The 21,481-nt window shown below is 42.0% G+C and carries 19 protein-coding genes; 18 read left to right on the top strand and 1 reads right to left on the bottom strand.

The genetic code is table 11. From position 1 onward, the window contains the following. Positions 1–91 precede the first annotated feature (91 nt). The 13 genes from IGI67_RS18475 (at position 92) to IGI67_RS18415 (ending at position 16,392) form a co-directional block, all read left to right on the top strand. Positions 92–655, top strand: coding sequence for a methyltransferase family protein (locus tag IGI67_RS18475; RefSeq protein ID WP_429958774.1), 564 nt, complete (start codon positions 92–94; stop codon positions 653–655). A 224-nt stretch (positions 656–879) separates the two neighbouring features. Continuing rightward, positions 880–1,983, top strand: coding sequence for a response regulator transcription factor (locus IGI67_RS18470; protein ID WP_207108338.1), 1,104 nt, complete (start codon positions 880–882; stop codon positions 1,981–1,983). A gap of 177 nt (positions 1,984–2,160) precedes the next feature. After that, complete coding sequence (gene hpfH / locus IGI67_RS18465; protein ID WP_429958773.1) at positions 2,161–3,111, top strand: (2S)-3-sulfopropanediol dehydratase activating enzyme; 951 nt, start codon at positions 2,161–2,163, stop codon at positions 3,109–3,111. 28 nt (positions 3,112–3,139) lie between these two features. Then, positions 3,140–5,620, top strand: a complete 2,481-nt coding sequence (gene hpfG, locus IGI67_RS18460; RefSeq protein ID WP_429958772.1) for a (2S)-3-sulfopropanediol dehydratase — start codon at positions 3,140–3,142, stop codon at positions 5,618–5,620. A 22-nt stretch (positions 5,621–5,642) separates the two neighbouring features. Further along, positions 5,643–6,428 carry a TSUP family transporter gene (locus tag IGI67_RS18455; RefSeq protein ID WP_429958771.1) on the top strand — a complete coding sequence of 262 codons (786 nt, stop codon included), beginning with the start codon at positions 5,643–5,645 and terminating at the stop codon, positions 6,426–6,428. 19 nt (positions 6,429–6,447) lie between these two features. Continuing rightward, positions 6,448–7,596 carry an iron-containing alcohol dehydrogenase gene (locus tag IGI67_RS18450; RefSeq protein WP_429958770.1) on the top strand — a complete coding sequence of 383 codons (1,149 nt, stop codon included), beginning with the start codon at positions 6,448–6,450 and terminating at the stop codon, positions 7,594–7,596. A gap of 35 nt (positions 7,597–7,631) precedes the next feature. Further along, entirely contained in the window at positions 7,632–9,017 is a 1,386-nt protein-coding gene (locus IGI67_RS18445) for an SLC13 family permease (RefSeq protein ID WP_429958769.1), read from the top strand. A gap of 26 nt (positions 9,018–9,043) precedes the next feature. Beyond that, positions 9,044–9,838 carry an IclR family transcriptional regulator gene (locus IGI67_RS18440; protein WP_429958768.1) on the top strand — a complete coding sequence of 265 codons (795 nt, stop codon included), beginning with the start codon at positions 9,044–9,046 and terminating at the stop codon, positions 9,836–9,838. A 224-nt stretch (positions 9,839–10,062) separates the two neighbouring features. Beyond that, positions 10,063–11,493, top strand: coding sequence for an SLC13 family permease (locus IGI67_RS18435; protein ID WP_207108331.1), 1,431 nt, complete (start codon positions 10,063–10,065; stop codon positions 11,491–11,493). A 19-nt stretch (positions 11,494–11,512) separates the two neighbouring features. Continuing rightward, a complete protein-coding gene (locus tag IGI67_RS18430) occupies positions 11,513–12,880 on the top strand; it encodes an aldehyde dehydrogenase family protein (protein WP_429958767.1) in 1,368 nt (455 codons plus the stop codon). A 59-nt stretch (positions 12,881–12,939) separates the two neighbouring features. After that, the gene (locus tag IGI67_RS18425) at positions 12,940–14,073 is read left to right on the top strand and encodes an ATP-grasp domain-containing protein (RefSeq protein WP_429958766.1); all 1,134 of its coding nucleotides are present in this window, start codon (positions 12,940–12,942) and stop codon (positions 14,071–14,073) included. A gap of 1 nt (position 14,074) precedes the next feature. Then, positions 14,075–15,010: a succinate--CoA ligase subunit alpha gene (gene sucD / locus IGI67_RS18420; protein ID WP_429958765.1), complete on the top strand. Its 936-nt coding sequence runs from the start codon at positions 14,075–14,077 to the stop codon at positions 15,008–15,010. Positions 15,011–15,234: 224 nt separating this feature from the next. After that, entirely contained in the window at positions 15,235–16,392 is a 1,158-nt protein-coding gene (locus tag IGI67_RS18415; RefSeq protein WP_429958764.1) for a cation:proton antiporter, read from the top strand. Between the two features lie 55 nt (positions 16,393–16,447). On the opposite strand, the gene IGI67_RS18410 is transcribed toward IGI67_RS18415, so the two are convergent. Continuing rightward, complete coding sequence (locus IGI67_RS18410; RefSeq protein WP_429958763.1) at positions 16,448–16,798, bottom strand: DUF488 domain-containing protein; 351 nt, start codon at positions 16,796–16,798, stop codon at positions 16,448–16,450. 291 nt (positions 16,799–17,089) lie between these two features. Between IGI67_RS18410 and IGI67_RS18405 the strand changes: the two genes are divergently transcribed. The 5 genes from IGI67_RS18405 (at position 17,090) to IGI67_RS18385 (ending at position 21,229) form a co-directional block, all read left to right on the top strand. Continuing rightward, the gene (locus tag IGI67_RS18405) at positions 17,090–17,761 is read left to right on the top strand and encodes a DUF3862 domain-containing protein (protein WP_429958762.1); all 672 of its coding nucleotides are present in this window, start codon (positions 17,090–17,092) and stop codon (positions 17,759–17,761) included. 127 nt (positions 17,762–17,888) lie between these two features. Next, a complete protein-coding gene (locus IGI67_RS18400) occupies positions 17,889–18,458 on the top strand; it encodes a 5-bromo-4-chloroindolyl phosphate hydrolysis family protein (RefSeq protein ID WP_429958761.1) in 570 nt (189 codons plus the stop codon). Further along, a complete protein-coding gene (locus IGI67_RS18395; RefSeq protein ID WP_429958760.1) occupies positions 18,439–19,362 on the top strand; it encodes a hypothetical protein in 924 nt (307 codons plus the stop codon). The genes IGI67_RS18400 and IGI67_RS18395 overlap by 20 nt, the downstream gene beginning before the upstream one ends. A 191-nt stretch (positions 19,363–19,553) precedes the next feature. Continuing rightward, entirely contained in the window at positions 19,554–19,919 is a 366-nt protein-coding gene (locus IGI67_RS18390; protein ID WP_429958759.1) for a potassium channel family protein, read from the top strand. A 293-nt stretch (positions 19,920–20,212) separates the two neighbouring features. Further along, positions 20,213–21,229, top strand: coding sequence for a hypothetical protein (locus tag IGI67_RS18385; RefSeq protein ID WP_429958758.1), 1,017 nt, complete (start codon positions 20,213–20,215; stop codon positions 21,227–21,229). Positions 21,230–21,481: the final 252 nt, after the last annotated feature.

The raw sequence follows: 21,481 nt of genomic DNA, 5'->3' as shown, positions 1-21,481 counted from the left end.
GATTCTTTTCAAACCTTGACGAAACAAAAAACAAATGAAATAATATTCATATGAATGGATCGGCATTTGTTGAGCGATAGGAGGAGAAAACATGGGAATAAGGATTCTTTCATTAATAGGCGCGGTGCTCTTTTATTTGATTTACTTAATAAAAGGCTTGTTGCTGAGAAAGCAGGGGATCAATGTGAATCTCTTGGGAGATAAGAAGCGGTCACGAGAGAAGTATTTTGAGATTACTCTAAAGATTTTGACCGGAATCGGAGGGCTTCTTCAGATTGCGGCGCCATTTCTATTCGATAGTAATAAAACCGGCTGGGGCTATGTGGGAGTGATTCTAATCTATTTTAGTGTCTTGTTGTTTTTAATCGCGGTAGCTACAATGGGTCTGAACTGGCGTGCAGGCTATAATGAAAAACAAAAAACCGAACTAGTTACTTCGGGAATTTATCGGTTCAGCCGTAATCCTGCCTTTGTCGCATTTGATTTATTATATCTGGGATTTTCTGTTATTTTTCCAAATCGTTTAATGGTCCTAACGGCTTTACTTGCAGTATTCTTGTTTGACCAGCAAATTCGCGGGGAGGAGAAGTTCCTGCTGCTGACATTTGGGGAGCCTTATCGTCAGTACCAAGCGGCTGTAAGAAGGTACTTTTAGGTTCTTTTAGAAGGATTCATTTGAAATCAAGGGCATTTTATGCCAGGCTCCAGCACAATATTCAGGCTTCTAAACAAATCCGGCTCAAAAAAATGTATTTAAATTAAATGATATTTAGATTAGAATGAGGAGTATACAACAGTTATTTCTCAATCGTTTCTTCGTTTTGTTTTGAAAGCGGATAAAAAGGATTAGGTAGTTGCTGAAAAAGGGGCGTGGGTCATATGGATGTAGATAAGAATGGTCAAGTTGATTTTTTCTCTGAGATTTCTGAATATCAGATAACTGCGCGTGAATTCTTCAGCGCGACTCTTTTGGAATATCTAGAAAAGAATTTTGGCTGGGATCGCGTACTTATTTCGTATTTTGATACGGAAGGAAAGTTTCTTTCATGGACCAATTGGACAGGGCAATTAGTCAATCATAAAAAGCATCCTTATCGGAATTTTGTTGAGGAGGATGAGATCAAGCAGCAGGTTTTTCAGGAGGCCTTGAGAGACCATCTGACTTATTTCAATGTAGTTCCCAGATTATATAAATCCACTGATGTTCTAGGGGTAGAGGACTATGAAAAAACGTCTTATGTTCGATTTATCGAAAAGAATTTTGATCAGCGCTACAGTGTGACAATGGCTTTTGGGATCAACGCCTATATCCAGGTAGTGTTTTTCAAAAACGCTCAGCAGGGGGATTTTACTGAAAAGGAAATCGAAGATCTAAAGGGAATCTATGTTTATCTAGCCAATTCGTATAAGAACTTCAAAAAGTATGAGCAGTCCAAAATAATCCAAAAAATTCAGAATGAAATCATTTTATCTGGCGAAAAGGCCTATTTAATTACTGATGATTTTACTCATGTGATGAATTATAGTCAGGCGGCAATCGATTGCTTAAGCCACATTTTAGGACCATCAATAGCGGAACAAATCAGCAGCACGGAACCTTGCAGCTGGCTGCCATTTTTATTAGGGGATGAAAATCAAAATTGTTCAAAGCTGGTGCGGACTAGGATCGTTCAGAATTATATTTTTAAAATTTATACATATGATCGGACATATTCTAATGGCATCATTGATCGATACCACTGGATAACGATTTCGAAAAAGGACCAAGAAAAGTCGTCTAAAAGCTTGGACAATACTTTGCCGTTGACGAACACGGAATTTAAAGTAGCGGAATTATTATATAAAGGTCTAACCTATAAGGACATTGCCGAGAAAATGGTCATCAGCTATCATACGGTGAAGAAGCATGTTCAAAACATATACAGTAAGTGCAAAGTAAACAGCAGATATGAGTTGTCTCAACTGTTTGACAATAAAGAATAATCATTTTTACAAAGCCTAGACAGATGTTTAGGCTTTTTTTGTTGCCGAAAAATAGGCTTCCTGTAAGGAACATTCCCTATATGGAAATACTCCTAATACCTAATTTTTTTGCTATCTCAACTTTGTTACACTTTGAACATAAAAACGCTTTCTCTTTAAGCGAAGGGGAGAATATGGTTGTCAAATAAAGGAATTGTGTTTAATATACAACGTTTTACTCTTCACGATGGCCCCGGTTTAAGGACAGAACTTTTCTTAAAGGGGTGTCCGATGACGTGTGATTGGTGTGGAAATCCAGAAAGCTGGTCCAGACAGATAGAACTGGGTATTTATAAGAAAAAATGCATTTCTAAAAAAAAGTGTGGGCTTTGCTTGTCAGCAGAACCAAATGAAGAAGCCTTGACCTTTCATCGGGAAAAGTTAACAGCGATCGATTCAAAAAAAGTTTCCGATCATACCGCCTGCGCATTGGCCTGTCCAGCGGATGCGATAAAGCAATGGGGCGAGGAGATGACCGTTGAAGAGTGCATGGAGATTATTCGTAAGGACAAGGAATATTATGATCAATCTGGCGGAGGAGTCACTGTTTCAGGCGGCGAAGCGCTGCTTCAAAGCGATTTTGTGGCGGAGCTGTTTGCTGAATGCAAAAAAGAGGGAATACAAACATGCTTTGAGACAACGTTTTATTCAAATTGGCGTAAGGTAGAGGCGTTGTTGCCTGGTACCGATATTTGGATATCCGATATTAAACATATGGATACGGCCGTTCATCGTGAGCGGACAGGTGTGGGGAATGAATTGATTTTAGCCAATTTGAAAAAACTAGCGGAGCTTGATCGCGAGCTGATTTTGAGAATTCCAGTGATTCCCGAGTTTAACGAAGACATGGAAAATATCGAGGCGACAGCTGATTTTATTCTGAATGAGCTGCAGGGACGGGTACGAACGCTTCAATTGCTGAGCTTCATGCGATTGGGTGTTGAAAAATATGAAGCTTTAGGGATTCCCTATGGGATGGAGGGGGTAAAGGTCAATCGAAGATCTTTTCAAAAGCATGTTGAAAGAATTGCAGACTACATGAATGGACGAGGGATTCACTGCCTTGTTGGAACAAAAGAAAAACAATAATTTTTATATAAATAAGGAGGATTTATTCATGAGTAACAAACACACAGCAGCAAGAGGAACGGAGCCTTTCGACCAGATATACGGCTTAGGTTATCAGGTCAATCATGAGGACTGGTCGCCGTTTCCGCGAGTAAACCATTTGAGACAGGCTTTCTTGGATCGACCGTACGATGTGGATGTTGAAAGATTGCGATTAGTCACAGAGGCATATCAAAAGCATGAAACCTGTTCGCGCAAATTGAAATGTGCCTATGCTTTTGAAAATATCTTATTAAACACCAGCTTATACATCTATGAGGAGGATTTGATCGTAGGAGAGATTGCGGCACCGGCTAAAGCTTCGCCAATTTATCCCGAATTTTCAGTTAACTGGATCATTGACGAAATCCTGCATTCACCATTTGAAGAACGTCCAAACGATCAATTCTATATTAGAAATGAGGAAGAACGGCAAGAAATTCTTGAGCTTTGCGCATGGTGGAAGGGCCAGACCATTGATGACATGGTCAACGTGAGACTGGATGAGGATCAAACAAAGGGGTCTGAGGTAGGGGAAAAAATCTTCCAAACCAATCTCTATCATTATGCGGGAGCAGGCCATTTAGCGATTGATTATGCCAAATTAATGCGTGAAGGGTATATAGGATTGATCGATGAAGCTAAAGGACGTTTAGCAAAGCTTAGTAAACGTGATCCTGAATATGCGGATAAGCGCGATTTTTATGAAGCCATGATCATTATGCATGAAGCAGCCAGAACCTATATCAAACGGTATGCTGAGCTGGCAGAAGAGCTGGCGGAAACTGAAAAGGACGCGAAGCGTAAAGAGGAATTAGAGGCGATGGCGACAAACTGCTATCAAATCGCATTGGGAGCACCCAAAACTTTCTGGCAGGCGCTGCAGCTGTTCAATATTGCGACAACGCTGATCCAAGTAGAAAGCAATGGGCATTCGATCTCTTACGGCCGAATGGATCAATGGCTGTACCCGTTCTATGAAGCGGATATGAAGGCTGGCAGAATCACCAAGGAGTTCGTCCTTGAGCTTTTGGAAGTGGAATACGTGAAGATGAACAATCCGACAAAGCTGAAGGATAAGGGGAGTATGGCTTTACGAAACGGTCGAGGATTCGGCGGGGAAAGCTTAACGATCGGCGGAGTGGATCGAGACGGCAACGATGCGACAAATGATCTGACGATGCTCATGCTGGAAGGCTCTGCCCATACGCGCATGATGAATCCATGGGTCTGTGTTCGTATGCATGAAAACACCCCCTATGAATTAAGAGTAAAGACGACAGAATGTATCCGTGCCGGCTATGGACATCCAAAACTGTTCAATGATGCACCGACGATCAAAGGAATGATGCGCAAAGGAATGACTCTGGAAGAAGCCAGAGATTATTGTGTGGTGGGCTGTGTAGAAATTAGTTTGCCAGGAAAAGAGTATGGCTGGCATGATGCGGCTTATGTAAATACACCGAAAATGATGGAAATGGTCGTAAATGGCGGGCGCAGCCTGAACACTGGAAACCAGCTTGGTCCGGATACCGGCAGCTTAGATACTTATCAAAGCTTTGATGAAGTATTGGCCAGTGTGGATCAGCAATTTGACTATTGGACCGATCAAATGTGCAGCAGTCTAAACGTGATCGATACGATCCATCGCGAGCTGAAGCCATTACCGTATGTATCGGCATTCTTCGAAGACTGCTTAGAATCAGGAAAAGATCTGACTGAAGGCGGAGCGAAATATAACGGTACAGGCCCTCAGGCTAGTGGAATGGCGACTTGTGCAGATTCGCTAGCGTCAATCAAGCAGCTGGTATTTGAGGAAAAACGTTGTACAGGCGCAGAGCTCCTGCAGGCAGTAAAAGATAACTGGAAAGGCCACGAAGTCCTTTATTCATTAGTGAACAGCTCCAAGGTTCATCATTATGGAAACGACGATGACTATGCAGATGATTTATTCAAATACATGTTTGAATGCTATTGCAAGCATGTAGCTGGAAGAAAAAATGTGCGCGGCGGAGAATTTAGCCCAGGGGTGTATTCGGTCAATGCCAATGTTGCGATGGGGATGAACACGAATGCTTCAGTAGATGGCCGCAAGAAGGGGGAAGCGATCTCAGACAACATGGGGCCTGTGCACACAGATGCGGGTTCACACGATGTGAGCGGACCTACTGCCCTGGTAAATTCATTGGCGAAAGTCGATCACAGCTTAGCAACCAATGGGACTTTAATGAATTTGCGATTCCCACAAGAAGCAGTCGCTGGTGTCGAAGGCCGGGATAATTTGATCAGCTTCATCGATGCGTATATGGCGAAAAATCCAATGCACGTGCAATTCAATATCATGAGCTCAGAAACCATGCGCGCGGCTCAGAAAAATCCCGAAAACTATAAAGATATGCTTGTCCGCGTGGCGGGATATAGCGCGTACTTCGTAGAGCTTGGCAAACCATTGCAAAAGGATTTGATCCAGCGGACCGAATTGAGCTTCTAAAAAAAGAGAATGGGTGGAAAAAATGACATTTGAATTTAACTTTGTCCTCGTGGCATTGATGCAGATTATCGGATTTTTCGTACAGGGGTGTACAGGATTTGGCTGTACCGTAATTGCGGCGGCAGTAACAAATGGTTTGTTGGGAACGGAAGCGGGAGTGCCATATGGTACTCTCATCACCCTTCCTTTCTTATATTATTTAGGCATCAAAGCCTTTAAAGAGGTTTCATGGAAGGACCTCGCAAAGATCATCGGATTGTGTATTCCCGGGATTTTGGTTGGGAATTACTTGTTTTATGCGATCAGTCCAAATATCGCCAAAATATGTATCGGCGCGATGGTCACGTTAATTGCTCTAATGAATATCTATAAAAATATCATCAAGCCTAAGCTTTCAGGGCAAAGCGAAGCCGTTGAAGAGGTAGATACGACCGGAAAGAAAATCTTCCGATACGGCTGTCTGATCTTGGGCGGAATTGTCCACGGCGCCTTCAATATCGGCGGTCCGCTGATCACAGTCTATACAATCGAAGCGGTACAGGAAAAGGAAAAATTCAGAAATACCATGAACATGGTGTGGGTAATCTTGAATACCTGGAATGCCTTCTCGCAGTATCGAAGCGGAGCCGTTACACCGTATATGCTGAGCGCGCTGGTCATTGGGCTTCCAATGGCAGCGATCGGTTTTTTCTTAGGAATGGGCTTCTTGAAAAAAATCAATCGCGAACAGTTTTTACGGATCGTATATATCGTGTTGCTGTTTGTCGGCGGCAATATGCTAATAACAAGTGTGCTGTCAGTTATTTAGAAAATGGAGGAATGAGTCAATGAAGGATTTTACGTTTAAAGTGCCGCAAAGCATAGAGTTTGGAATAGGCAGCTTAAAAAAACTGCCGGAAATATTAAAGGAGAATCAATCAGAGCATGTTTTCTTGATTTCTGATCGTGGATTAGAAGGTCTGGGAGTAGTCAAAAAAATTCAGGACATTATTGAAGCTGCCGGAATCAGCTGTACGACCTATCTTGGAACGATTCCGAATCCAACTGTAGCTGTGGTCAATGAGTCTGCGGCTCTTTATAAGGAATGCGGCGCAACAAGTATCGTTGCGCTTGGCGGCGGAAGCTCGATGGATGTGGCAAAAACGACAGGTGTTTTGGCCAAATACGGTGGAGAGATCACTGATTACGAAGGGCTTTACAAAGTTCCTGGACCAGTTGTACCGATCATTGCAATTCCCACAACTGCTGGTTCTGGCAGTGAAGTAACGGCCTCAGCGGTGATCACGGATGAAGCAAGAAATTATAAAATGTCTGTCATCAGTTATGAAATGCTGCCAAAATATGCACTTTTAGATCCCGAATTGATCATGACTGCGCCAGCATCGATTGCGGCTGCCTGCGGGATTGATGCCTTGATTCATGCGATGGAGGCGTATGTTTCTAGAAATGCTTCGCCATTTACAGATGCAATGGCGGAAAAAGCGATGACATTGATTGGCGGAAATCTGCGTCAGTTTGTCGCCAATAGACAAGACGAAGAGGCTGCTTGTGCGATGATGGCCGGCTCTACTTTTGCCGGTATGGCCTTTGCCTGGGCGAAGCTGGGAAATGTTCATGCGATGAGTCATCCATTGAGCGCGTATTTCCATATTGCACATGGAGTAGCGAATGCGATTCTTCTTCCAACAATCGTGGAGTTCAATGCGTTGGCGGATCGCGGACGCTATGAAACCATCTATAACTTCATTCGTGAGAAGAAAGAACCGGCAGCAGATTTTTCTCCTCAGCTGCTGATCGATGAGATTAAAAAGCTCAATGCTGATTTAGGCATCCCAAGCTGTCTTTCTGAAATGGGCGTCACGGAGGATAAAATTCCTGAAATGGCCGAAGATGCAATGAAGAGTCCAAACGTAGCAGTGAATCCACGCTTGACGACCATCAAGGATATTATCGATCTATATCAAAAGGCACTATAAAAAAGAGACTATCAACTGTAGAAGGAAAAAAGAATATGGGGATTAGTGTAGATAAAAAAAGATTGTTTTGTTGGTTTATATGCTTGCTGTTTCCAATGATTATCGCCTTTATCCCAACGTCAGATGGATTTACGGCAAGCTTAAGACTGTTTTTAGTTCTGACCATATTTGTCATCTTGATCATTGCTTTAGAGTTGCTGCCAAGATTGGTCTCAGCGATCCTCTTGCCCTCTCTTTACATGATCAGCGGATTGGTTCCCGCCGAGACAGCCTTCGCTTCATGGACCAGCACCACTGTTTGGATGGTGCTTGGCGGACTGATTTTCAGTAATGTATTGGATGAAACGAGGCTGCTGAAACGAATCGCTTATTATGTCATTCGAACATGCGGCGGGACTTATGCTGGGGCAGTATTTGGCTGCTTCTTTATCGGGATCCTCTTGAACTTGATCACATTTTGTAATGGCTGGCTAGTAGCCAGCGCCCTTGTTTACGGCGTATGTAAGGCAATGGATATGAAGCCTTCCAAGGAAGCCTCGCTGCTTTGCTTTGCCGGAACGATCGGTGCCACCGGCTGTACCGTTTGTCTGTATTATCCGGGCTATTTTTCCATGCTGGAAACAGCGATCAGGGAAGTGATTCCTGATTATCGGATGACGATGTTTACGTCATTTAAGTACAACGGCTTTTTTATCCTTTGGTGCATTCTCAGTATTTTGATTCTAATGAAGGTCTACGACACAAAAAATATGAAAATCAATGTCAGCAAAAAGCTGTTTGACGAAAAATATGAACAGCTTGGAAACATGAGCCTTCGGGAAAAGAAAGCTGTTGCGATGGTGATCCTGCTATTAGTCTATCTGTTTGCTTCAATGTTTCTTGATCTGCCTGCAGCCTATGGCTTTATGGCGATTCCCTTCCTGATGTATTTGCCGATTATAGGGATTGGCAAAGAAAAGACCTTGGAAAAGCTTAATTTCTCAATGGTATTCTTTGTTGCGACCTGCTTAGGGATCGGCATCGTAGGGGCCAATGTCGGTTTTGGCGATTATTTAACGGGTATCGCAGTTCCGCTGCTGGCGGGGAAAAGTACTTTAGTCGTCTGTGTATCGTTTCTGTTAATTGGCATGATTGCGAACTTCTTTATGACACCCTATGCGATGCTGGGGGGATTAGCACTTCCTTTTGTACAAATCGCCGCAACACTTGGCATCAATCCGATTGCCGCGTGTATGTGCTTGCTTTATGCTTGTGAGCTGTTATTTATGCCTTATGAATCAGCAGGAAATTTGATTATGTATGGATACGGAATGATGCCGATGAAGGATTTTGTGAAGCAAATGACCTTGAAGGCGGGGATCATGCTCGCTGGATTTGTCTTAGTAATGTATCCGTTATGGAATGTATTTGGCTTGATTTAAAATGACTCTGAAAGGAAATCTTTCCTATGATAAAGTCTTTAGAAGAAAATCAACGCGGCTCGAATATGAAAAGCTTGGTCAAAACATTAGCGATTCTGTCATCGTTTGATGAACAAAACCTTAGCCAGAGGACCTCTGATATTGCGGAGCGGCTGCAGATGAATATTAGTACGGTGTCGCGTCATTTAAATACAATGCTGGATTGGGGGTTTTTGGAGCGGGACGAGTATACTGGCTATTATTTTCCAGGGCCGGAGATTGTAGCATTGGCGGGAAGATCGCTGCAGGCCAATGATGTTTATCGGCATGCTTTTCCAGAAGTGCATCGACTTTCCCACCAGTTTCACGTGTGCGGACACATGGCGGTTCCTCAAGAACGGGAAATCATCCATCTGATCAGCAGCTGCTCCCAAAATTCAACTGATTTATTGATTCCGATGGGGCATCGCCATCCAATGCATTGCTCTGCGATGGGACGAGTGATTTTGGCATATTTACCGCCTATTCAATCACAGGCTATTTTAAAAAGCAGCGACTTAAAAAAATACACCTTTGGGACAAAAAATGATATTAGTGAGATCAATCAGGAGCTGATTCTTACGAGACAAAGAGGGTATTGCAAGCTGATCAATGAGCTTGCGGAAGGTACTGGGTCAATTGCGGCACCGATATTCAATCGCAATCGTGAACCAGTGGCTTCGGTAAGTGCGTCAATGAGTGCGCGCAGTCTCAGCAAAATGGAGCGTGAGGAGGAACTGGCAAAAGCAGTGATCACCTCTGCGGGACGAATTTCCAGCAAGCTAGGCTATTATCCAAAATAATAAACAATTGTGAGATGTTGAACTTTTCGACATCTCTTTTTGTTGCATCCTGTGCAACTGGTTTTCGCACCACGCAAGTGAACTTCAGACTCTGCAAGCTTATTTTACCAACCGAAACAAGTGGCAAAATGGATTGTGATTCATCAGCACTTCATTAAGATAAAGGAAACAGCAAAAATATTTTTGATTTGTTTAATGAATCAAGCATTCAGGAAGGAGTTATTATGAACACGACACGACGGTTAATTTATATTCTGTTAGGGCCAACCATTTTGGTGGCGAGTATCCTTTCGCTATCCAGCTTTTTAACCCGGCCAGGGGCAGAAGCGGTAGGGGTTTTGCTTTGGATGGTTTTTTGGTGGGTGACAAGACCGGTGCATATGACGGTCACGGCTTTTGTACCCGTACTTGTGAATGCGCTTTTAAATATTGTTCCCATGGCTTCTCTCACGGCACAGTATGCCTCGGATAGTATTATTTTGATCCTTGGTTCCAGCCTGTTGACCTTGCCGTGGGCAGCGACTGGTTTGGATCGGCGCGTGGCCTTAAAAATTTTATCGATCATCGGCCCTTCTATGAGGTCTCAAATCACTGTTTGGCTGCTTGCTAGTATGCTGGTCTCCAGTATTTTGCCGAACGTCGCGGTATGTGCACTTTATACGCCTATCGCTGTCTCAATGCTGGCGGCTGCTGGGATTGAGGATATCGAAAGCAGTGAGCATGCAGTTCCGATCCTGCTCGCAATCGGCTGGGGGGTAGGATTAGGCGGTGTTGGCACACCATTAGGCGGAGCGATGAACATCGCAGCAATTTCATTTTTAGAGGAATATACAGGACATGAGTTTATGTATGTGGACTGGATTGTTCGAATCGCCCCATACTTCATTTTATTAGCCATTTTAAGTCTGATCGGTATGCTGCTGCTTTATGGGAAATCAAGTCCATTAAAGGGCACCAAGGAATATTTTGTAAACAGCTACAGTGAGCTGGGGCCAATGAAGCGTGATGAAAAAATCTGTGCAGCGCTGTTCTTGGTTGCTTTAGCGGGCGCGTTCACACGTCCTTTATATGCGGATTTGCTGCCGGGGCTAGCACCAGCCTACATTTTCTTGTTGTTTGGAAGTCTATCCTTTGTCATCAGTGCAGCCAACAAGAAGCCTATGCTGGTTTGGGAAACAGCTCAAGAGGGTGTTATGTGGGGCATGATGCTTTTGTTCGGTGGAGGATTAGCACTTGGGCGTTTAGTCAATGATTCAGGCGCAGGTGCAGCGATCGCTGATATCGTTGCAGATATGTCCTTAGACGGCGGACTTATGACAATCATTGTCTTCACGATCTTTGCTCGTGTCATCTCAGAGCTGACGAATTCTACGGTTGCTTCGGCCGTAAGTATCCCGATCGTTCTTGGTTTCGCTGTGAAGATGGGCTTAAATCCGATCCCGTATTGGTTTATCACTGTCATGGCATACAATTCTGAATATTTGCTGCCTATCAGTGTACGTGCGATTCCGGTAGCCTATGGCTTGGATGCCAACAAGATGTTAAAAGGCGGGGTTCCAATGACGATCGCAAGTACTATCTTGGTCATTATTTTCGGCTATGTAGTGCTGCAGATATGGCCTGGCTTTGGAGAGTTGTCTTACTTAACGAATTAAGTGAAAGGGAGCGAAAAAAATGAGTGAATCAGTCACAGTAAAAGAATTAGTTGAGCGTTCAAAGGCAGCACAAGAGCAATTTGCTTTTGTCACGCAAGAGCAAGCAGATGAAGCCGCTCGAGCGATATGTAAAGTGGTTTATGACAATGCGGAAACATTAGGTGTAATGGCCGCAGAAGAAACACGCATGGGCAGCAGGCAAGACAAAATCACCAAATGTCGAATGAAATCGTCCTTGATTTGGCAAAGTATCAAAAACGAGAAGACGGTAGGCGTAATCAATCGATTAGAAGACCGCAAAATGCTCGAGGTGGCCAAGCCTTTGGGTGCAGTGGCTTGTATCATACCTTCAACAAATCCAGTCGTAACGCCAATGTGTAATGCCGCATTTGCCTTAAAAACCCGCAACTCTGTCATTTTCGCTCCGCACCCTCGAGCTGTTGAATGTACCAAGCTGCTGGTTGAGATGTTTCATGCTGAACTGGCAAAGTTTGGTTTTCCTGAGGATCTCGTTTTAGGGCTGGAAGAGGTTTCGATCGAAAACAGCAGTGAGCTGATGAGTTTGGCAGATGTGGTAGTAGCTACTGGCGGACCGGGAATGGTCAAGGCAGCTTACTCCAGTGGCAAACCGTCACTTGGTGTCGGCCAAGGGAACGTCCAATGTATCGTTGATCGGGACGTTGATCTGTCCGAAGCAGCAGAAAAAATTTTAATTGGTCGAAGCTTTGACAATGGCTTGATCTGTCTTGGCGAGCAGACGGCCTTTGTACCCGAAGAGAAGTTTGCCAATTTTGTTGAGAAAATCAAAAAACACGGCGGCTATTATGTGGAGTCGCCAGAGCAGGTTGAAAAAGTAAGAGCAGGAGTCTTTCCAAACGGTGGCCCAATGAATTGCGAGATCGTCGGCTTGGATGCGGAGCAGGCGGGAAAAATCATCGGTCTGGAGGTTCCAGCAGATACAAAAGCCATTGTTGTAAAAGCTGACGGAATTGGAAGCAAGGATGTCTTATGTCGTGAAAAGCTGTGCCCTGTATTGACCTTGTATCCATACAAGGACTTTGAAGATGGCGTCGCGATGATGGTGGAAAATCTAGATTATGAAGGGAAAGGACATAGTATTGCGGTCCATTCGAACACACTAGAGCATGTAGAATATGCGGCGCTTCAGTGCGCCGTCTCACGTGTGATTGTCAACCAGCCAGCAGGAACAACTGGTGGCGGTTCGCCAACAAATGGTTTTGTTGCCACAACTACACTCGGTTGCGGCTCGTGGGGAAATAATAGCTTCAGCGGAAATTTGAGCCATAAGCACTTCATGAATATAACCCGAGTTGGCTACCCGTATGAAGAATCTTATCTTCCTGATCCAGAAATGGCTTGGGAGTAAAAAATAAAACCTCAGTATTTCAAACCTGAAATACTGGCAAGCGGAGAAAGGAAAATCTGATGGATTATTTAGAGATTGAGGGAAAAGCACAATTAGAACGATTTGGAATACCGATCAATGACAGTATTTTATTGATGGATGATGAAATTCCAGCAGAGGTTCCTTATCCATGTGTACTAAAGGGGCAAATCCTAGCTGGTAAGCGTGGAAAAGCTGGTGCTGTAAAAGTGGTCAAAACGAAGCAAGAATTGCTTGAGGCAAAGAAAACCATTGAAAAGATAACCATCAATGATCAAGTGATGGAGGGCGTAATCGCCTGCGGATTTTTGCCTATCGAAGAAGAGTACTACCTGGGAATGACATTAGATGTTAAAAACCGCGCGATGATCATGCTTTTTACCCCTTTTGGAGGAATGGATATTGAAGAGCTGGCGGAGACTTCGCCAGAAAAGCTGCTGCGCTTTGATTGTACGAACGGATTCAATGAAGAGGCATTCAAAAAAGCTGTTTCTGTTTTTGATTTATCCGAAAAGAGAGTGAACCAAGTGGCAGATATTGCCGGGAAGCTGGCCAAGGCCTGCTTCGCGCTAGATGCAACAACGATCGAGATAAATCCTTTAGCATTATTAAAAGATGATACCCTAATGGCGATTGATGCGAAACTGGTCATTGATGATAACGCGCTTTACCGACAAGGCGACTATACGCTCTTGCCTCGGACGGCGCAGGAAAAATCCCCTCAGGAAATAGAAGCAGAGAAGCACGATCTGACCTATGTAGAGGTAGACTCAGAAGGAACTATAGGAACGATGGCTGGTGGAGCGGGTATCGGTATGGCCACGATGGACACTATTTTCCACTATGGCGGCAGGGTGAACAACTTCCTTGATCTGGGCGGCGGTGTGACGGCTGAAAAGACTTATCAAGCGATGTGCATTTTACTGCAAAATGAAAAGACCGATTATATTTTGGTGAACATATTTGGCGGAATCAACAATTGTGCTGATATGGCAGAAGGAATCGAACGCGCGTATAAGGAGTTGGGAATAAATAAGACAGTTGTGGTGAAGAGCCGCGGATTCAATCAAGAACAGGGGTGGAGCATTTACGAAAAGCTTGGTTTCCCTCAAACAAAATATGGAACGACTGATGAAGCCGTACAGACCTTGTTGGCGTTAAAGGGGGCACAATAATATGAGTATTTTGATCGATCAAGAGACAGAGCTTTTAATAATCGGAATCACTGGCAAGCAAGGACGAATCCACGCGAAGCGAACATTGGAATCTGGGGCAAAGCTGCGTGCAGGTGTTGCACCTGGCAAAGGCGGGGAAGCAGTCGAAGGAATCCCAGTATTTGAGACAGTGGCAGAAGCACGGGAAGAGTTTCCGCAGATTCGTGCTGCGATGTTGCTGGTACCGCCGCGATTCGTAAAGGATTCTGCTGTGCAGGCGTTGCAGGCTGGGATCGAACGATTAGTCGTGATCACTGAATTTGTTCCGGTGATGGATACGCTCGCGATTCTTCAGGAGGCTAAGAAAACAGGAGCTAAGGTCGTTGGACCAAACACAATAGGTGTGATTGCTCCCGACAAGTCAAAATTAGGAATCATGCCCGCAGATATTTATGGGAAGGGCCATATCGGGATTATTTCCAGAAGCGGTACCTTGACGCATGAGACAGCTTCAAATCTGACCTTTAAGGGATACGGCTTATCCACTTGCGTAGGAATCGGCGGCGATTCTGTTGTCGGGATGAATCATGCAGATGTATTAGAAATGTTTGCAGAGGATGAGGAAACAGATGCCATCGTTCTTATTGGAGAGATCGGCGGTACGAGTGAGGAGCTGGCTGCTGCTAAGATTAAGGAGCTGAATATTAAAAAGCCTATTTGTGCCTATATTGCAGGAATGTACGCACCAGAAAATAAAAAGATGGGACACGCTGGTGCAATTGTCAGTGGGAATATGGGCACGGTAAAATCAAAAGTAGCAGCGTTGGAAGGCGCAGGAGTGACCGTTTGCCCCACACTAGGAAAAATAGTCACCTTCATGGAGAAAACAAATTCTCAGACAAACGGAAGGCTGCAATCGCTAGAGCCTAAAGTAGATAATCTGGCTTTGAAAGGATAAACCTTCAACAAATAAATCAAAAGTAGAGACTGTTTGCTGTATTGAATAGTCTCTACTTTTGCATTCAACACTTGTTATTTACTGAATAAACCCCAAAAATGAGAAAGAGCTGCTGTGCAGTCTTATCGTTTTTCTTTCTAGTCTTTTTTCGTTATCCTAAAAAGGATCGACTAATTTTTGTTCTTAGAGCTAGGAAACAAAGTTAGTGACAGCAATACGAAAGGATGAGGAACGTGGAGTTTATTGGTGTTTTATGTCTGATTTTAGTCAGTACGACGATCGCTAGTCATTTTTCACGCCGCTTCGGTGTCCCTGCAGTGATTGGACAATTACTTGTCGGGATTTTATTAGGAAACGCAGGGCTAAGGATTGTTCATCCAGATATTTTAGTTGAGGATTTTTCTGAAATAGGTGTGATTTTATTGATGTTTTTAGCTGGAATTGAGAGTGATCTTTCATTGCTGCGAAAATATTTTCGGCCGGGGATGTACGTGGCTGTTTTAGGAATTTTATTTCCCGTTGTATTAGGAACAGTAAGTGGTAATGCTTTTCATATTGCGATGAACGAGTCCTTTTTCTTAGGATTGATCTTAGCAGCCACCTCGGTCAGTATTTCCGTTGAGGTATTGAAGGAGCTGAATGTGATCAATACCAAGGAAGGATCGACCATTCTAGGGGCCTCCGTTGTCGATGATATTTTGGTAGTACTGATCGTTAGCCTGAGTATGTCATTCTTGGGCGGAAAAAGTGGAAATAGTAATCCATTAGGGATCATGCTGATTGAGCAAGTGTTGTTTTTTGTTGCAATCTTCCTCTTGATTCGCTGGGGTGCGCCGTACTTAATGAGACTCAGCAATAAATTGCTGGCGGAATCTTCAGTGATTATTGTTTCGTTGATTCTGTGTCTGAGTATGTCTTATTTGGCTGATTTTATTGGATTGAGTTCGGTCATCGGCGCTTTTTTCACTGGTGTCGCAATTGGACAGACCAACGTCTTTAAGGAAGTGCAGTACAATGTCGAGGCGATCGGCTATGCCGTTTTTATCCCTGTGTTCTTTGTTAGTATTGGACTGGAAATAACGTTCAACGGAATCGGAAAGCAGCTGCTGTTGATTGTTGTACTGACAATCATTGCTATCGCTTCAAAATTATTCGGCGGCTTTTTTGGCAGTAAGCTCGCAGGGTTTAGCAGCCACAGTAGTCTGATGGTAGGATCAGGGATGATCTCTCGCGGAGAAATGGCGCTGATTATTGTTCAACTAGGCTTTCAAGCACAGCTAGTGACGAATGAATACTATTCGGCGTTTATTCTGGTGATCCTGTTTACAACGTTATCTTCGCCGTTCTTATTGAAATACTTTACGAAAAAAATCTATCCTTAAACAGCTGCAAAAGCAAAGCACCAAAACCAACGCGGTAGCGTCGGTTTTGGTGCTTTTACTCGTTTAAGAGGTCATATAGTACTTGCGCGTTGTTATGCTGTTCATCTTTGGCGCCATAAACGATTGTTACGACATCATAGGTTTGAACTATTGTTGCCAATTTTTCTAGCGCTTCATGTTGCTCGCCCGATTGGAGCTCCTCGCGATATTTTGCTTCAAAAGCTGGATACTTTTCGACCTCATGACCAAACCATTTACGCAGCTCTGGACTCGGAGCGACTTCCTTTAGCCATAAATCAATTTTCTCGGTTTCTTTAGACTTTCCACGAGGCCACAATCGATCTATCAATACTCGATAACCATCAGAATCACTGGCAGGCAGATAGGCTCTTTTTAGTTGCAGCATGTTGAACACTTCCTTTAGTTACTCATTTTAACAAGGAAAAAAATAAAGTAGAAGTAAAAGTACTCGTCCATTTTTTTTAAAAGCAGAACCAACTATTTGTATACAATGTACTTTGTATTTTAGAAAAAGTTATCATTTTTAAAGTTATTTTTATGTTAGAATAATTACTTGAAAGAGAAATTTTTCGTAAAAATAGTAGAATTGGAAAGTATTTCCTTTTGATAAGCAATAAAAGACTTTTTTCAAGGAATTTTGAGGAAACGATCATTTAAAAAAATATAGGAGGCCAAAATGCGGAAGAAAAACGTGAAATTGGTGAACAATCTGTTGATAGTTACAGGGGTAATCCTTGTATGTTTTGCTGCAATGTTATACGGCTATCTAAACGTTCAAAAGCACGAGCCTGTAGAAGAACCACCCACAACGACAAGCACTAAAGCACTTTCTTCAGATGAAGAAAGTGTCAATACAAAGGTTGACAGCTTAAAGGAATTGAGACAAATCATCGAAAAAATTGATGTGGGAGAAGATGAGAACGGTAAAGGCGGAACAAAGAAAGCTGGAATTGAAAAAATGCTTGGAAAACCGAATTCAAAAATGGAGGATTATCAATCAGGTGAAAAGGCAGTGACGTATGCCTGGAATAATTTTCCTTGGAAAGACCCCTTTACTTCGGTATTGATCACTTTTAGAGATGGAAAAGTAATTTCAACGATGTTGGATGTCTTTATTAAGGATAAAAAAAATCTCTCTGATTTTTTAGATCATTTCAATCAAATAGCGGTCGGAGAAGCATATGAAAAAGCTGCTCTCATTGAAAAATTAGGATATCCAACGTCAGAAATGGTGCAAAAAAATAACGATCACACTTATGAATACTATACGTGGAGCGATTCCAATAAAATATTCTCTATAGAATTGAAGGATGGGAAAATTAAAGAGCGGAAGCAACATGAATATTAAATGACTAAATCCGATTGTCTTCCTACAGTAGGATCGCAAGAGAAGAAGTAGAGCATATTCATGATTCATTGGAGAGTTTACTGGCTAGAATTTCAGAAAAAAATTGTCATATCAGGAGAATTTCGTAATGTACTTTTACATTTTAATACTGTCATTGATCGTCGTATTGATAGTTATCAGCTTTGAATTAGTCAAGCATTCAAGGTTTAAAGCAGATCAATTGATGGCGGTTCGTGCTTTTCAAGAATCCAACGACTTAAATAATCGTGATTTGAAAATTTTTAAGGAGACGATGAAGGAAGCAAAAGCGCAAATCTTGTTGGCAGAAAAATCAGTTGGAGCAGATAAAAAGAAGGGGGCTTCGATAGATGCTGCTATCGAAGCCAGCAAAGAGATATTTAAATATTTAATGGATGAACCTAAGAGTATTGTTTTATATGGTGACTTTCTTTATCGAAGTCTGCCAGCATTTTCTAGTGCTTTAGAAAGAAAACAATTAATTCAAAAGACGCAAATTGAAAATGGGGAGATCGGACAAACGAAGGAAGCATTAAACGATATTATTATCGAGCTGAGCGAAACAATTATTGCTGAATATAGCAAGTATATCAAGGAGGAGCTAGAAGAAGCTACAATAGATAATATTGTTGTTAAGCAAGGAGAACGTAAAGGAACCAATGAAAAAGAAAAAAGATGATTTTTCGAAGAAATACAATCTATTATTTGAAAAACGAAAAATAAGTATTTTACGAGATAAAAAAGTCAGAATACTTGTTTTAATGGGTGTGATTGCTATTGGGCTTGCTGCCGCAAGTCCTTTTATAGCAACAATGGTAGCTATGAATGTATCTGAACGAATAGTGAAGATATCCCAGAACAAATTGGATAAAATTGAAGAAGCTCAGCCTTTTATAGAGGTTCCTATATTTAAAGAAAATCTGCTGATTCGGTTTCCACCGGATTATTCAAAGGATAAATCGTATCAAATGTCTTTTGACGGTCAAAATCTCGATTTTGGAAATGGCTATGTGTTAGAAATGACCAATTTCCAAAGTATAGAAAATAGACTGTCTGATTATTCTTTAAAGCCGGTAAAAGGGTATGATCAGGTAGAAAGTCTATTAATGGTCAAAAGTCCTCTTACCAAATTTCAGATTACCAATGATGGAAAACAGCATCTGTATGACAAAGATGCTTCCTTTGAGACTGAAGAATACACAGCAGTGCGTGTGACAGGTAATTTAGTGGAAAGTGTGAAGATGCAAAAAATGAAGGAGAAAGGCTCCTTTTTAGCATTGTACCAGCAAAATGATATAGGTGAGGTAAAAACAGGGGTAGTAGTTAACAGCTATCCTTCAAAAGGATTGTCAGATGAGCTTGGGGACATCACACAGAGCTATGTAGTGGTGACAAAATACTGGTTATTTCCTGATGGTGCAGGTGTGTTAGTCGATGTTAATGATGTTTATTTAGGGAATCTTGCTGAAATAGATAACTTTACAGAGCTTACAGAATCAAAAATAAAAAAAATAGATCAATTCACCAATGGAGCTTATGGCTGGTTGTCTGATCATTTCAAAATGGACATTTCACCTAATTAACTATACTTGCTTCAAATGGTAAAAAGTCAGAAAATCAAACAAAGGAACATGAACAATCATGAATAAAACGAAGGGGAGCAATGGAATACGTTGCTCCTCTTCGTTTTTATGGTCGATCTGGTAAAATAAAGGATAAGAGCAACAAGCGTATAAACGAACTTGCTTATTCTAGATTTTGAAGGGCGGTCTCTATGGTTGCATTTGCATTACTATTTAGAAGCTTATGGCACATTTTAAAAATTCTGTTTCGTCAGGAGGAGCAGAAGGCGATTATGCTGGCTGTTTTGTTTATCCTGATGATTGGGACGATTTTCTATCATAACATTGAAGGGATGAGCTATTTAGATGCCTTGTACTTTTCCGTCATGACGCTAGCAACTGTAGGTTATGGCGATCTATCACCGCATACAGCTTTAGGAAAGCTGTTTACGATTGTTTATGTTTTAATCGGAGTGGGAATCATTACTGCGGTAATCGCCAATTTTAATCACGCGTTGGCTGAGTATCATAAAAAGAAAAGACATCATGGAGAAAAAAGGAAAAAAATCAATAATTGATCCAAAAAAATAAGAGCAAAAAAGATTAACGATATAATCTTTTTTGCTCTTATTTTATGTGCGGATTGTCTATTTTTAGACCGACTTATTTCTAGCAATAGTAATTTATGTGAAGGCTATTTTGTATTTTCTTTATTATGCTCAGTTTATTATAGTGAGAGGCTTTTTTGAGGTTATTTAGCATTCAAATTGCTTAAATTTTTTAAGAATTTTGGATGCGCAAATCGTTCCTTTTCGCGCATTATAAAGAGAAGAGGAAAACGGATACATGAATGGAAAAGGAGAGCAAAGATATGGAAACAAAGCAGCTGACAAGACGACAAATTTTTACTATGAAAAATAGAAAGAACCTTGAAAAGAAAGTATATAAATTTTGGGAAGAGACGAAAAACACAGACCTAGTAGTAGAATATATCGTGGCGATTATTTTGAGAAATGCCTTAATAGTAAGCGATTTCTCGCTGCCTTGTCCAGAGATCGTCCGTGAGCTGCTTTTTCAAGCCCAACCCAATGATACGCTGAGAAAGTTCTGCCCATTTTTCAAGGACTATGTAGAGGAACACGAATGGCTCAGTATCATCAATCGTTTATTCAAGAACGAGACAAAGTATTACAAAGCGACAAAGAAGATGCGTTTATATGAAGGGTATCTAAAAGATCGAGGGCATGCTGTCATTACTGATCAATACGATAGCTATACCCTCACTTCGATTTTTGAAGATGCTAATGGAAAAAAGCATACATGGAATCTAAGAGATGCCGATCCAAGCAATACCCTTGAGGAAACAAAACGGATACTTAGAGTCTTGACGACTCTGACGATCTTCCATAAGGGAGATGTTCGTCAATTTGTCAAATTCATGGAGTGTGATTTCAAAGGTACCACGACGATTTATAGTACAAAACAACCCAAGGAGCAGTCTGCCCAAAAATTGACGACAGAAACGACGAAGGCTACCGTTGAAAACAGCATGCTGGAAGGCTTTGATCTTTCTATGTTGACTAAAGAAGAACTCATTGCGCTAATCAAAGAAATCTTTGAAGAAGCAGAAGAGCAAATGATAGAAAAAGGCGATCCTACACTGAATGATGAGGTGTCGCAGTCGATAGAAGAGGGAACGAATGGTCAAGAAACGAGTCTAATTTCGAGGATCACGCCAGAGAATGATGCGCAATCGTTATCGAACGACGCTGAGGAATCGGTGCCGGTCTTGGCTGATTATGATGAGGAAAAACCGCCAGAAAAAATTTCGAAAAGAAGATATACTAAGAAGGAGCGAGAGCTCTTGAAGCGGTTTAAATTGAGGTAGCACTCGAGGCGAATACTTAGGTTTTTATTTGGCATGATTTGAATGAACACCGGTTAAAAATTGCTTCCAGAAAACTAGAAGAGACAAGCAGGCCTTTAGAAAATTTATTCGTCTTCAGGTCTATTTGTTGTTTAATCATTTGAATCGGCTTGACCTTTTTTCAGTCATTGATGATCCGTTGAAATTTTAGTCAGTATCCAATTGTTAAGATGAAGTTTTAGCAGTAGTTGATTGTTTGATTTGTTTGCAAAG

This window comes from Enterococcus sp. AZ196, from assembly GCF_050498845.1.
Lineage (GTDB): Bacteria > Bacillota > Bacilli > Lactobacillales > Enterococcaceae > Enterococcus_A > Enterococcus_A murrayae.
Note: the sequence above shows the minus strand (reverse complement) of the source record. Positions and strands in the feature narration are given on the sequence as shown.

Excerpts from the sequence above, each read along its gene's own strand:
- IGI67_RS18475 (WP_429958774.1), top strand. The coding sequence starts at position 92 with ATGGGAATAAGGATTCTTTCATTAATAGGCGCGGTGCTCTTTTATTTG.
- IGI67_RS18470 (WP_207108338.1), top strand. The coding sequence starts at position 880 with ATGGATGTAGATAAGAATGGTCAAGTTGATTTTTTCTCTGAGATTTCT.
- hpfG (WP_429958772.1), top strand. The coding sequence starts at position 3,140 with ATGAGTAACAAACACACAGCAGCAAGAGGAACGGAGCCTTTCGACCAG.
- IGI67_RS18455 (WP_429958771.1), top strand. The coding sequence starts at position 5,643 with ATGACATTTGAATTTAACTTTGTCCTCGTGGCATTGATGCAGATTATC.
- IGI67_RS18450 (WP_429958770.1), top strand. The coding sequence starts at position 6,448 with ATGAAGGATTTTACGTTTAAAGTGCCGCAAAGCATAGAGTTTGGAATA.
- IGI67_RS18445 (WP_429958769.1), top strand. The coding sequence starts at position 7,632 with ATGGGGATTAGTGTAGATAAAAAAAGATTGTTTTGTTGGTTTATATGC.
- IGI67_RS18440 (WP_429958768.1), top strand. The coding sequence starts at position 9,044 with ATGATAAAGTCTTTAGAAGAAAATCAACGCGGCTCGAATATGAAAAGC.
- IGI67_RS18435 (WP_207108331.1), top strand. The coding sequence starts at position 10,063 with ATGAACACGACACGACGGTTAATTTATATTCTGTTAGGGCCAACCATT.
- IGI67_RS18430 (WP_429958767.1), top strand. The coding sequence starts at position 11,513 with ATGAGTGAATCAGTCACAGTAAAAGAATTAGTTGAGCGTTCAAAGGCA.
- IGI67_RS18425 (WP_429958766.1), top strand. The coding sequence starts at position 12,940 with ATGGATTATTTAGAGATTGAGGGAAAAGCACAATTAGAACGATTTGGA.
- sucD (WP_429958765.1), top strand. The coding sequence starts at position 14,075 with ATGAGTATTTTGATCGATCAAGAGACAGAGCTTTTAATAATCGGAATC.
- IGI67_RS18415 (WP_429958764.1), top strand. The coding sequence starts at position 15,235 with ATGAGGAACGTGGAGTTTATTGGTGTTTTATGTCTGATTTTAGTCAGT.
- IGI67_RS18410 (WP_429958763.1), bottom strand. The coding sequence starts at position 16,798 with ATGCTGCAACTAAAAAGAGCCTATCTGCCTGCCAGTGATTCTGATGGT.
- IGI67_RS18405 (WP_429958762.1), top strand. The coding sequence starts at position 17,090 with ATGCGGAAGAAAAACGTGAAATTGGTGAACAATCTGTTGATAGTTACA.
- IGI67_RS18400 (WP_429958761.1), top strand. The coding sequence starts at position 17,889 with ATGTACTTTTACATTTTAATACTGTCATTGATCGTCGTATTGATAGTT.
- IGI67_RS18395 (WP_429958760.1), top strand. The coding sequence starts at position 18,439 with ATGAAAAAGAAAAAAGATGATTTTTCGAAGAAATACAATCTATTATTT.
- IGI67_RS18390 (WP_429958759.1), top strand. The coding sequence starts at position 19,554 with ATGGTTGCATTTGCATTACTATTTAGAAGCTTATGGCACATTTTAAAA.
- IGI67_RS18385 (WP_429958758.1), top strand. The coding sequence starts at position 20,213 with ATGGAAACAAAGCAGCTGACAAGACGACAAATTTTTACTATGAAAAAT.